The sequence below is a fragment of the Limosilactobacillus pontis genome (assembly GCF_002940945.1).
Classification (GTDB): domain Bacteria; phylum Bacillota; class Bacilli; order Lactobacillales; family Lactobacillaceae; genus Limosilactobacillus; species Limosilactobacillus pontis_A.
Map to the genome: position 1 here is coordinate 112,074 of NZ_PNFV01000006.1, position 11,818 is coordinate 123,891.

At 49.1% G+C, this 11,818-nt stretch carries 12 protein-coding genes; 7 read left to right on the forward strand and 5 right to left on the reverse strand.

Features of this window, described 5'->3' with window-relative positions; genetic code table 11:
* Window positions 1–38: 38 nt before the first annotated feature.
* Together CK797_RS06395 and CK797_RS06400 are read left to right on the forward strand one after the other, a co-directional pair.
* Window positions 39–377 carry a DUF4870 domain-containing protein gene (locus CK797_RS06395; RefSeq protein ID WP_104688931.1) on the forward strand — a complete coding sequence of 113 codons (339 nt, stop codon included), beginning with the start codon at window positions 39–41 and terminating at the stop codon, window positions 375–377.
* A gap of 127 nt (window positions 378–504) precedes the next feature.
* The gene (locus CK797_RS06400) at window positions 505–2,490 is read left to right on the forward strand and encodes a cation:proton antiporter (protein ID WP_104688932.1); all 1,986 of its coding nucleotides are present in this window, start codon (window positions 505–507) and stop codon (window positions 2,488–2,490) included.
* Window positions 2,491–2,560: 70 nt separating this feature from the next.
* On the opposite strand, the gene CK797_RS06405 is transcribed toward CK797_RS06400, so the two are convergent.
* A complete protein-coding gene (locus CK797_RS06405; protein WP_104688933.1) occupies window positions 2,561–2,917 on the reverse strand; it encodes a DUF1304 domain-containing protein in 357 nt (118 codons plus the stop codon).
* Between the two features lie 13 nt (window positions 2,918–2,930).
* Window positions 2,931–3,899 carry an alpha/beta hydrolase gene (locus CK797_RS06410; RefSeq protein WP_318531295.1) on the reverse strand — a complete coding sequence of 323 codons (969 nt, stop codon included), beginning with the start codon at window positions 3,897–3,899 and terminating at the stop codon, window positions 2,931–2,933.
* A gap of 135 nt (window positions 3,900–4,034) precedes the next feature.
* Here CK797_RS06410 and CK797_RS06415 point away from each other — a divergent pair, with 135 nt between their 5' ends.
* The 3 genes from CK797_RS06415 (at window position 4,035) to CK797_RS06425 (ending at window position 6,661) form a co-directional block, all read left to right on the forward strand.
* A complete protein-coding gene (locus CK797_RS06415; RefSeq protein ID WP_057806894.1) occupies window positions 4,035–4,448 on the forward strand; it encodes a helix-turn-helix domain-containing protein in 414 nt (137 codons plus the stop codon).
* Between the two features lie 9 nt (window positions 4,449–4,457).
* Window positions 4,458–5,315 carry an SAM-dependent methyltransferase gene (locus CK797_RS06420; RefSeq protein ID WP_104688934.1) on the forward strand — a complete coding sequence of 286 codons (858 nt, stop codon included), beginning with the start codon at window positions 4,458–4,460 and terminating at the stop codon, window positions 5,313–5,315.
* Between the two features lie 179 nt (window positions 5,316–5,494).
* Window positions 5,495–6,661, forward strand: coding sequence for an MFS transporter (locus CK797_RS06425; RefSeq protein WP_104688943.1), 1,167 nt, complete (start codon window positions 5,495–5,497; stop codon window positions 6,659–6,661).
* 436 nt (window positions 6,662–7,097) lie between these two features.
* Here the strand turns inward: CK797_RS06425 and CK797_RS06430 are convergent, their stop codons facing one another.
* The 3 genes from CK797_RS06430 to CK797_RS06440 all read right to left on the reverse strand — a co-directional run bounded on the left by CK797_RS06430 (window position 7,098) and on the right by CK797_RS06440 (window position 9,069).
* The gene (locus tag CK797_RS06430) at window positions 7,098–7,556 is read right to left on the reverse strand and encodes a hypothetical protein (RefSeq protein ID WP_104688935.1); all 459 of its coding nucleotides are present in this window, start codon (window positions 7,554–7,556) and stop codon (window positions 7,098–7,100) included.
* The gene (locus CK797_RS06435; protein WP_104688936.1) at window positions 7,553–7,963 is read right to left on the reverse strand and encodes a hypothetical protein; all 411 of its coding nucleotides are present in this window, start codon (window positions 7,961–7,963) and stop codon (window positions 7,553–7,555) included. The genes CK797_RS06430 and CK797_RS06435 overlap by 4 nt, the downstream gene beginning before the upstream one ends.
* A 92-nt stretch (window positions 7,964–8,055) precedes the next feature.
* Entirely contained in the window at window positions 8,056–9,069 is a 1,014-nt protein-coding gene (locus CK797_RS06440; protein WP_104688937.1) for a lipoate--protein ligase, read from the reverse strand.
* Between the two features lie 171 nt (window positions 9,070–9,240).
* On the opposite strand from CK797_RS06440, the gene CK797_RS06445 reads away from it, so the two are divergent.
* Window positions 9,241–9,699, forward strand: a complete 459-nt coding sequence (locus CK797_RS06445; protein ID WP_104688938.1) for a universal stress protein — start codon at window positions 9,241–9,243, stop codon at window positions 9,697–9,699.
* Between the two features lie 19 nt (window positions 9,700–9,718).
* Window positions 9,719–11,641, forward strand: a complete 1,923-nt coding sequence (locus CK797_RS06450) for an elongation factor G (protein ID WP_104688939.1) — start codon at window positions 9,719–9,721, stop codon at window positions 11,639–11,641.
* The last annotated feature ends 177 nt before the right edge of the window (window positions 11,642–11,818 follow it).

Consider the following 11,818-nt stretch of genomic DNA (forward strand, 5'->3'; position numbering starts at 1 on the left):
TTTATCAGGCATAATTAAAAGAAAAAAGGATGGCTAATATGCAGAGTAATATCACAACGCGAATCGTCAACGCCCTTTCTTACCTCAGTATCCTATTTCTCCCGGTGATCTTCCCATTAATCGTTTGGATCGTCGCCCGAGCCAGCGATGACCCAACTATCAGTAAAAATGCCCGGAAGGCCTTCTGGTCACAGATTTTTCCCTTGATCTACGTTATTTTTGCAATTCTCACGCTGAGCATCGCTTCTCTCTACCAGGCAACCCTCCACGCCGGAGCTTTATTTGGGATTCTCTTGACTTTCGCCCTGCTGATCGCCTTACTACTGTTCATCTACAACATCGCAATGGCGGTCAAAATGCTGCTGGGCCGGGAATAATAGGTACGTATCAAATCGAGGCCGGAGACACGCACTCTGACCCCGATTTTTTGTTGTCAAAATACCGATACTAAAACGGCCCGATCTATTAACCATACCCCAACATTTTTTATAGGTGGTGTTTCAATTGGACTTACTATTGGGGGTTATTTTGTTACTGACCACAGTCGTCGTGGCTAACATCATTTATTTGATCTATCCGAAGGTCCCGCTCTCGATTTATCAGATCACTGCTGGGATCCTGCTGGCCAGCCTGCCCACCCCGACGACCAACTTCACTATGCATCCCGAACTCTTCATGATGGTGATCATTGCACCATTGATGTTCAACGACGGGCAGAACCAATCATTCCATTACCTATCACGCAACTTTCGATCAATTCTATCAATCACGGTCGTCCTGGCCCTGGTAACGGTCATTATCGCTGGTACCGTCTTGCACCTAGCACTGCCACAGACCTTTCCCTTTGCCCTGGCCTTCATGATTGCTGCAATCATCACGCCAACAGATGCAGTAGCGGTTAAGTCGATCACCGCGAGTATGTCGGTCCCCGAAAACGTTAATGGCGCCCTGGAATACGAGTCGCTCTTCAATGATGCTTCCGGGATTGTCCTCCTTGATCTCGCCCTGGCTGCCTACCAATCTGGCGACTTTTCGATTGGCCACGGCCTATGGATCTTCATCTACGTCTTCTTTGGGGGAATCATCTTTGGGGGGATTCTTGGTAGCCTCCTGATTAAACTACGGATTGATCTGATGCGGTCCCACGTCGATATTAGCTCAATCGTTATCCCAATTAACGTCATGACGCCGATCGTCATCTATTGGTTAGCTGAAGAACTCCACTTTTCCGGTATCCTGGCTGTTGTAGCGGCTGGAGTCGTTCATAGTATTCTCTACGACCGGCTCCGTCTGACCTCCACTAAGGTTCAGATTGCCACTACCACCACCTGGACGATTATCAGCGACGCCTTAAACGGGCTAGTCTTCGTTCTGCTCGGTGTCCTCCTGCCCCAGGTCCTCAAACGTACCAGCCTGGCTAACCTGGGCCGGTTGTTCGTTATCTCCCTAGTTCTCTACCTGATTATGACCTTCCTACGCTACTGCTGGGTCCGCTTTCGACTGGTCAAGATCGACTCGACGACTGACCGTCTCAACCGTGACAGTGTCTTAATGGCTATCGGCGGCATCCACGGAACGATCACCCTGTCGCTGGCCTTCTCACTACCAGTGATGATTAATCACCATGCCTTTGCCTTTCGGAACTCGATGATCCTGATTGCAGCAATCGTAATTCTGATTAGTCTCTTAGTCGGGGCAATCGGTTTTCCAATGCTCCTGCCAGCTAAGACGCAAAATTACACCCCGGCTGAATTCCGCCAACAACTTATTGCTACCGTTCAATATGCCCTCAATCAGTTGCGCACCCAGACTAAGCCTTCCCGAGAACAAGCAGTCGTAATCGACCAGCTCAGTACTCAGATGAATCAGTACCACCAGTTCAATCAGCAATACTATAATCAATTGATGAACCGGGCACACAAGGTTGAGATGCAAACCCTGGATCGCTTAAATGGAGAAGACGCTATCACTGATCGCGAGGCTAATTTCTACGCACAATTCGTCAGTCACTCGATCCTGCGGAATAATCAGCACGGTTTTCTGGAATACTTCCAGTTTCTGTGGCACCGAATCAAGTGGCATCACTTACGCCGAAAGCACCTCCACCATCACCTCGCTGCTAATCCCCAACTACCTGTAGACCCTCAGCAACCCCTCTTGGCGGTTAAGCAGCAGCGTCAGGCAATCCTAAAGGTCCTAAAAGTTGTCACCAAAAAGGTTGAAGCTTACCTGCAGTCCGTTGAAAATACCGAAAACGCCAATGAAGTTGCCCTGGTTCGCCGGGTTTACCTCCAGCAAGTTCAGCTCTTTAGCCAAGGACAAGATCTCGATGCCGATCTTATTACTGGACTCTTCATTGAGGCCTTTCAGTGGGAACACAGCTTCGTCCAAGAACGCTTAGCCAGCGGACAGCTTTCACAAGAGTTAGCAAACGCCCTCAACGAGCAGATCTCGACCGACGAGCTTGTCTATGCCCAATCCTTGGATTAAGCAAGTCACGGCTCTAAGGACAAAAAATGTGGATACTGAGAAGAATATTTTTTCTCAGTATCCACATTCCTTATATCAAAGTTACCAACAAGGCAATGACGGCCGGTAACAGCTGAACCAGCCAGATCTTCCGAGTCGCCGTCAGTCCGCCGTACAGGGCCACAACGATGATAAAGCCTAGTAATAGACGGATAATAGTAACTAGGACTGGCCCGTGGAAAAGCCAGAAGCTGATGATCAGCAGGACGCCCAGCATCCCGTTATAGATTCCCTGGTTTGCCAGGGCAACACGGGCCGGGCGTTGTTTAACATACTCCAGCGGCATGTCGAAAGCCTGAGCCTGCTGGGTTGGTGTACCAAACATCTCTAGGAACATTATTCCCAGGTGCTCGATCGCCACTATCAGGACTAAAATCATTGTTATCATCCTTTAATCCCCCCTATTTCACGTACTTCGCTAGAAATTCCTGAATATGGTGCGTGTAGGTCTGTGGACAATGAGCATAGGAATCCGCATGCTTGGCACCTGGTACAACCCACAACTGCTTGGGCCCTCGGGTAGCGGCGTAGTTCTTGTAGACCATCTTCGTTGGGACGAAGGTGTCCTCGCTACCGTGGATAAATAACATCGGTCGGGTATTGTTGTGCAGCATCTTTAGTGAATCGGCTTCGCCAGTGAAGAAGCCGTTTTGAATACGATTAACCCCGCTCAGAATGGCAATCAGCGGATAACGCAGGACAGTAGGAATATGGTATAGCTTGCCTGCCTCATGGTTCAACTCGGCGTTCAGACTCGTATATCCGCAGTCCTCAACGAATGCCTTGACCTGGTGGGGCAGTTTTATTCCACAGGTCATCATCGTGGTGGCCCCACCCATGCTAGTTCCGAAGATGACAATCTGGCTATGAGTACCATCCTTGGTAATCAGTTTGTTGGCCCACTTACGGACGTCATAACGTTCAGGCCAGCCGTAGCCGATGTATTTACCCTGACTTTGGCCATGTGCCCGAGCATCAGGAAGCAGAACATTATAGCCCAGCTGGTGGAACATTGCCGCATAGGCGCCCATATCCTCCTTGCGGCCCATAAAGCCATGCAAGACAATAACACTCTTGGTGGTCTCGTGAGCAGCTGGAATATAATCGGCCACGAGCTGGTAGTGCTTGTGGGCCGATTCCATAACCCAATGCTGCTTCTTAGCGTGTTGAAACCAGATCTTCTGGTGATAGAGCGGATCATTTCGACTAATCCGCGACGACGACTGGTGGATGAAGTCCTTGTGACTCGGTACCATTGCTACTGTGAAGAAATAGTATCCCGCAATAAGCATGGCAACCACAATAACACTGATGATCCCAATCAGCCAGTTTCTAAAATAATGACTCTTTTTCTTTACAGCTGTGCTCAATTTAATTAACCCCGTGTTGCTTTTTTAGATAATGCGATTAGTTTAGCACACTTTCTGTTACTTTGTATACCGTTTTCCCTGTCATTCGGCGTCGGCAATGGTAAAATAATAGTGATACAGTAAGGAAGTGAGCACATGTTTCCAGAAAGACTGCGCGCTTTACGTAAGGGCCAGAAAATTACACTAAAAGAATTAGCAAATCACCTCAACGAGCACCTGGGACCAGGAGAAAAGCCCAACACCGCCTCACAGATTGGCAACTGGGAGCGGGGTATCCGGACCCCATCCTACATCGAGGCCCGTAAGCTCGCCGAGTTCTTCAACGTGAGTCTTGACTACCTGACGGGGAAGACCGACCGAAATGACTTTGACCTCGCCAAACTTTTCTTTTCTAACAAGGACCTCCTGTTTAACAACACGGTGTTGTCTAGCGACGATCGTTATGAGATCTTCCAACTGATCGATGGCTACCTCAAGGGGCGAACCAACCGACATGACACTGATAAATTCTACGGTAAGCAGGAGCAACTCGATCTTAAGCTAAAGTAAGGAGCTACCATGAATCCAAAGAAGTTAAAAAAACTCAAAAAACGGGTCAAAAAGGCCCAACAGGCGGTCCATCAGGATCCATACATCAGCGAGTTGACCCACGATCGCGACCTCTTCGACAACTTTCCCGAGGTTAAGTACCTGATCAACAACGCCCTAGAGAGCGACCGCCTGTTAAAGAACGGCCTTCTTCCCCAACCGTTGCCGACCCTCCTCCTGCCCGACGATATCCAAGACACAATCTTCAAACAGGTCAATCGTCAGTACCCCCAGGGTGATCCACGAGGCGACCAGCTATGGAACCGGTATAGTGCCGCCCTACCGAAACTAGACCGGGCTCTACGCAACTTCCGAGACTATCTTGAAAACACCTATGGAATGTGGTCTTATGTCAACGCACCGTTTGCCAAGGCCCTGGCCGATTATCTCAATGGGGCTCCGGTCCTCGAGATCATGGCTGGCAATGGTTACATTTCTAAGGGATTACGTAATAACAATTCTAATCAGCGGATCTTTACCACCGATAGCCAGGCCTGGACTAAGGAAAACGAAACCGGTAAGCACCCTGTCACCGCGATTGAGAAACTTGACGCCATCAACGCCATCAAGAAGTATGGAGACCAGGTCGACTACGTTATTATGTCCTGGGCCCCAGACAAGGGCGAGACTGACTGGGACGTTCTCCAACTTCTCCGCCGTGACTACCCGGACATTAAGTTCCTAGTCATCGGCGAGAAGGACGGTGCTACCAATTCCAAAAAATTCTGGCAGGAAGCCCAACTCAGCCAGGACAAAGAACTCCAAAAAGTCAACCAACAGTTGCATTCATTTGACCTGATTGACGAACAGATCTACTTAGTCAAATAAATTGGTTTAGCTAACAGAATATTTTCAAAATCATCATAATGGTCAGGACCCAAAACGCTTTTACGATCCTGACCATTTTTTACTGGTATTATTGGTCTAATTCGTTTAAACTATGATGAGTTTGAAATCTTTTGGAAAGGAAATTCGACGGCTGGACTGTCTGTCGATCGGTTGCAATTATGAAATATCGTCTGCAAGCAATTCTCTTTGTCTTCGTTGCCTTCATGCTCGGCTGCAACGAGTACATGATCGTTGGGGTTCTCCCCGACATCGCTCACGAATACCATGATTCACTCTCCCGACTGGGGCTGCTGGTAACGGTCTTCGCTCTGATCTATGCGATCTTCACCCCAATTATCACCTCATTTGCTAACCGTTGGCGCCGGCACCACGTTTTGCTGTTCTTGATGCTGGTCTTCTTCGTTGGCAACACCTGGTCTGCCATGGCAACTAACTTCTACTCTCTTCTTCTCTCACGGATTTTGACCGCCACCGTCGCCGGGGCAATCATCTCGATGGTCCTGGTGATGGCCAGTTTCGTCGCTCCACGGGAGAAACGTGCCAGTCTAGTGTCCTGGGTCTTCGCTGGTTTTAGTATTGCTTCGGTCATCGGTATCCCGATCGGCACCATCATCAGTACCACTTTTTCCTGGCACGATAGTTTCTGGATGATTTCCGGACTGACCATCATTGTCTTCGCCGGTCTAATCTGGCTGGTACCACGAGATACCCCACAGTTCAAGAGCACCCTCAATAAGCAGTTCAGCCTCCTCAAAGATATCCGGGTTCTGCTGGGCGTGGTCTTCATCGTGGCAGTCTGTGCGGCTGATTACACTATCTACACCTATATCCGGCCACTGATCACCACTGAGATGGGCTTTGATAACACCTGGCTGAACTGGTTGCTTTTCGGGATGGGTATTTTCTTCATCATCGGTAATAAGTTCGGTGGCTACCTGGCTGATCGGGGTGGCGTCCACCGGCTCGGGAGCATCTACATTGCAATGACCATTCTCTACATTGCCTTTGGTCCCCTGCTGAGTTTCAAATGGCTGGCGATCATTGTTGTCGCCCTGCTCTGCGTGGCCTTCTCCTGTTACGGATCCTCTACTCAGCTGATGTTCCTCGACATCGCTGAAAAAGACTACCCGCAGTCCCTTGACCTCGCCTCATCGTTAAACTCAATCTTTGCCAATATTGGAATCTCCCTGGGTTCTTTCACTGCCTCGACTGCGGTTCAGTTCACCACCCTGAACCACCTCGGCTACGTTGGCGCCGTCTACGGGATCCTGGCTACCGTTCTGATCATCGTTCTCAGTAAGAAGTACACTGGAATGCGTTATTAATGGACTGAAGCAACAGTCCTTAATACTAAACAAAAGAGACCTTCAGCATATGAACGCTGAAGGCCTCTTTTTATAGGAACCCATGAGTTAGTTCTGACGCACCCCGTTTTATTTCCCAGGAAATGCTTTTCTTGATCCAAGCTAACTATTTGATTCAGTCAGCCTCAATCCTTGTTTTTCTCAGGATGATTAAGAAAACTACAATATCAATATAACAAAAAGCGCGACACCTATTATGGTGTCGCGCTTTAGCGTGTATTGATATTATCTCAGGCAGGCGACGATGTCCACTTCGTCACCAACCAGGCACCCCACAATCCGGTGGGTTAACGTGCCTCACATATCGAAAAAGCAATGGCAGCAATTTGGGTCGCTACCAGACCTCTCGACTCATCGCACCTTGTATTCTATAACATCTCGCCTAGAAACGCAAACCTTAGGCACGGTTCTCCATTACGGCAGCCAAGTGGTCCGCTAGCCAGGGCTGAAGCTTATCCACTAAGGCACTGGCAGGCTGTCCCTGGTCAGTTTCATTAGCTAATTCGTCGATCCGTAGCCCAGACTTATTGACATCATCGCTTTCCAGCACCATATAAAGGTTAACCGGGTAGGTTGGGCCCTCGTCAAGGAGCTTGGGATCCAGACGTTCAGCTTCATCCATCGGTATATTGATCAGGTTATTCTCTAATCGGAAGTTGACAGGATCGCCCTTTTTCATCCGGACATTGAACCGGTACTGGCCGAGATAGCCTTTGTTGAGTTGTTCCTGCATGAACTCAACTGCCGTCGTCAGGGCCTTCTTCTGCTGAGTCTGAGATGCCGTCTTGTCAGCATCTTCAGTCTGAACCTTGTTGTCAGCTATCATCTTGAGATAATCATCGACTGTTAACTTCATTTATTCTTCGCCTTCTTCATCAACTTCTCAATCCGTGCCTTCGTATAGTCAGACCGTTGCTTAACCCCGTAGTAGATACCTGCAGCGCCAAGCAGGATCCCAATAATGCTCAGAGCCTCAATCATCAAACCATAGGCACTGGTCCGCGGTGTCACCGTCTGAAAGGTGGCTAGACTAGCGATTGCAAAGTAGAGGTTTACCAGGATAGTGGCGTACCCGCAGAATCGCATCTTGACCAAGGCCAGGGCGTTGACAATCACTGCCAAGACGATAAAAAGGGCCAGACGAGGCCAAACGTTACTGGCCAGCAGGGAGTGGCCGTGCTGGAGGAACATGATGGCATCGAGGACCAGGGCAACCACCGCAGCAAATGACGTCACTATAATGACCTTTTCAGAATTTTTCATGTAATTACTCGCTTTCTATTGGCCAAATAAAAATAGGATGGCCACATTTCGTGTCTTGATCCTATTTTACTAAATATTCATGTAAAGCTCAATTATACCAGGAGATCGGCAATCTGGTCGGTCGGGATCCCGGTAATGTACTGCTGGGTACCTGCCTCATCTAGGGCCTGCTTGATGGCGTCATGATTGTACTTGACACCCGTGAGCTTATCAGCCAGTTCCGTGACGTCCTTAGGGCCAAAGAAGTCACCGAAGAATTTAATATTCTTGATCACCCCATCTTTGACATCTAAGCGGGCATCGATTGTCCCCATATCAAAGTGCTTCCGTCGCTTGGTCGTGAACTCGGGATTCTTACCATAAACCCAGTCCCAGTTATTGTAGTACTGCTCATAGATCTTGTCGATTTGCTTCTGGTCTTCTGGCGTAACTACGTATTGCTTATCCTTAATCTCTTCCAGGCTGTCAACGTGGAAGAGGCCCTTAATCAAGTCATCACGGAAGGTTGGCACGTCAATGTCCTTGTATTCAGCACTCAGATATGGACGTAGGTTGGTAACCCGGGACCGAACGGATTTGATCCCCTTAGAGGCAATCTTGTCCTTGGCAACGTGCAATGCGTCAGCGACCACGCTCAAGTCAACGTCGAGCATTAATGTTCCGTGAGAGAAGGTCTTACCGTTTCGGGAATACATGGCGTTGCCGGAGAACTTCTTACCATCGACTAAAATGTCGTTTCGGCCGCTGACCTCGGCCCCCGTAGCACCCATCTTTCTGAGAACATCGACGATCGGTTGGGTAAAGGACTTGAAGTCGCCAAATTCTTCGCTATCACTTGGGACTACGAAGCTGAAGCAGAGATTCCCCAGGTCTTGATAGACCGCTCCCCCACCGGACAGGCGCCGGGTAACCCGAATGTTATGTTCCTTGACATAGTCCTGGTTGATCTCCTCGGCAGTGTTTTGATTCCGGCCGACGATGATGCATGGCTCTTCGTAATAGAATAGGACCAGCGGCTCATCTCCGAAATCCTTATTATTCATCAAATACTGTTCTGTTGCTAGGTTCATCCCAATATTATGGGAAGTCATTGAAACATAACGCATAGTATTGCCCCTCTTCTTCAAAACATATTGACAATTAAGTTACGTTTGTAGTGTATTCCTCTTGGTAACCGTTTTCAATAAATATGTCTTAAATGCGTGAATAATTATGTTAGGACCAGGCCAAAAACATTATAATAAGAGTAAATAAGTAAATTATAAGGAGTGTTAAAAATGACAGACGATTTCCAATACCATAAAATCCTAGTTGCAATTGATGGTTCCAAGGCCACAAGTCAGGTACTCGATGCTGCCATTGACAGCGCCATCCGTAATAATGCTAGTCTCGATATTTTGACCGTTACTCAAGTTGATCAGATCACCGACGGCTACAGCAACGCCGTCTTGAGCGAAGATGATACCTACGACGCCGTCCACGCTACTCAGGAGCGGATGAATGACCTCAAGACCCGGGCAGAGAAAGCCGGCGTTAAGGATGTTAGCATTCATATCCGTTTTGGTAACCCCAAGCGAGTCATCGCCCGTGAATTTCCCAAGGACCACCACAATGACCTGATCGTTATCGGAACTACCGGCCTATCCGGGTTCGAGCGTTTCGTAGTTGGTTCAGTCACCAACTACGTTAACCGGAATGCCCGGTGTGACGTTCTCGTTGTCCAGATTAAAAAGTAAGTAAAAGGAGGATAGTTCGGTGAAGAATATCGTGATGGGCATCGTAGCGCCCGTTGATGCTGGTAAGACCACCCTATCTGAAGCCTTGCTTTACCGGACGGGCGCCCGCCGAAAATTTGGTCGGGTCGACAACGGGGATTCCTTCCTCGACCCAGACCAGCTGGAGAAAAAACGGGGAATCACCATCTTCACCCACGAGGCCCAGCTCCACTATGATGACCTGGAGATCACCCTCTTAGACACTCCAGGCCACATTGATTTTGTTGCTCAGACAGAGCAGGTTCTGCAGGTACTTGACTATGCTGTCATGGTAATAGCTGCCACAAATGGTCTGACGGGAGCAAGTCTGACCCTTTGGCGGCTTTTGGCCCGCTACCACGTACCAACCTTTGTTTTCCTTAACAAAACGGATAGCATCGGTGCCGACCCGTATGCAGTCCTCGCCAATCTTCAGAAGGAATGTTCACCGGGCTGTGTAATGTTTGATGATCCGCTCAGTACAGATGCGATTGAGGACATCGCCAGCCAGGATGATATCGCTTTGACCGAGTACCTTGAAAACAACCGACTAGCTCCCGCCACAATTCAGCGCTTGATTCGTGAACGTAAGATCTTTCCTTGCTACTCCGGCTCTGCTCTCAAGCTGACCGGGGTTGACAAGCTCCTGACCGGGCTGGCCAAGTGGACGGTTCCCTTTACACCTCATCACGAGTTTGGCGCTCGGGTGTTCAAAATCTCCCATGACAAAAATGATCGGCTAACCTGGCTGCGGGTTACCGGGGGTCAGCTCCAGGCCAAGGCTGAGTTAATCGACGGGCAAAAGGCCAACCAGATCCGCGACTACAACGGAAGCAAGTTTTCTATTATCCAGACCGTGCCGGCGGGGAAAGTTTGTGCAATTACCGGACTTGATGCCACCTACCCTGGCCAAGGGTTGGGGGTAGAAGACAACCAGCGTCAGGCGGCTTTTCAGCCAGTTCTAAGCTATGCTGTTGACCCGCGAGGTAATGATATCCATGCCTGTTTGACAGCATTGCGTCAGCTAGAGGATGAAGATCCCCAATTGGCAGTTACCTGGTCGCCTCACCTTCAGGAAATCGATGTCCACCTAATGGGCGAGGTCCAACTGGAAGTTCTTCAGCAGCTCTTGGTCAATCGTTTCCAGCTTGAAGTGGGCTTTGACCAGGGCCGTATCCTATATAAAGAAACGGTTACTGGATCGGCGGAAGGCGTGGGCCACTTTGAGCCGCTCCGTCACTACGCCGAGGTCCACCTCCTACTCGAACCCGGCAATCCCGGTAGCGGTCTGACTTTCGTCGATAAGTGCCAGACCGACGTGCTTGACCATAACTGGCAGCAGCAGACTATGACTAGCCTGGCCGCCAAAGAGCACCTCGGAGTTCTAATCGGGGCTCCGCTGACCGATGTTCGAATCACTCTGATTGGCGGTCGTGGCAGTATCGTTCACTCGGTTGGCGGTGATTTCCGTGAAGCTACCTGGCGGGCAGTACGGCAGGGACTAATGGAACTCCGGGCTCAGGAGAAGTGCCAACTCCTAGAACCCTGGTATCAATTCCAATTGACTATTCCCCAGGAAGAAGTCGGCCGAGCAATCAACGATATCCAGCAGATGAAGGGGACCTTCCAACTCGGTACAGAAAGTGGCAGCACTACTGTTATTACTGGAACAGCTCCGGTGGCCACGATGCGTGACTATGCCCAGAAAGTCCGCAACTATACCCACGGTCAGGGACAACTGGAGTGTGTCGTCGCTGGTTACCAACCCTGTCACAATGCCGAGGAAGTCATCGCGTTACATAAATATGATCCGGTAGCCGACCTGGATAACACTCCAGACTCGGTCTTCTGTGCCCACGGAGCCGGGTACCCGGTACGCTGGAACCGCCTGCCAGAGATGGCCCATTTTCCATATAAAAAATAAAATTAATCAAAAACAAAAAATAACATCGGATAAATCTGCAGGCTATAATGCCCTCTAAGTATACAGATGAAATAGAAAATTCATCTTATATACTTGGAGGGCATTTTTTGTGGATAGGAATTCAAAATATAGTACAGAAGAAAAGCTATCGATATTAAACGAATTAAGTCATTCTAG

Bases quoted from the DNA above. Each gene is read 5' to 3' on its own strand.
- CK797_RS06435 (WP_104688936.1), bottom strand. From the start codon at position 7,963: ATGAAAAATTCTGAAAAGGTCATTATAGTGACGTCATTTGCTGCGGTG.
- CK797_RS06405 (WP_104688933.1), bottom strand. From the start codon at position 2,917: ATGATAACAATGATTTTAGTCCTGATAGTGGCGATCGAGCACCTGGGA.
- CK797_RS06430 (WP_104688935.1), bottom strand. From the start codon at position 7,556: ATGAAGTTAACAGTCGATGATTATCTCAAGATGATAGCTGACAACAAG.
- CK797_RS06420 (WP_104688934.1), top strand. From the start codon at position 4,458: ATGAATCCAAAGAAGTTAAAAAAACTCAAAAAACGGGTCAAAAAGGCC.
- CK797_RS06415 (WP_057806894.1), top strand. From the start codon at position 4,035: ATGTTTCCAGAAAGACTGCGCGCTTTACGTAAGGGCCAGAAAATTACA.
- CK797_RS06425 (WP_104688943.1), top strand. From the start codon at position 5,495: ATGAAATATCGTCTGCAAGCAATTCTCTTTGTCTTCGTTGCCTTCATG.
- CK797_RS06440 (WP_104688937.1), bottom strand. From the start codon at position 9,069: ATGCGTTATGTTTCAATGACTTCCCATAATATTGGGATGAACCTAGCA.
- CK797_RS06445 (WP_104688938.1), top strand. From the start codon at position 9,241: ATGACAGACGATTTCCAATACCATAAAATCCTAGTTGCAATTGATGGT.
- CK797_RS06395 (WP_104688931.1), top strand. From the start codon at position 39: ATGCAGAGTAATATCACAACGCGAATCGTCAACGCCCTTTCTTACCTC.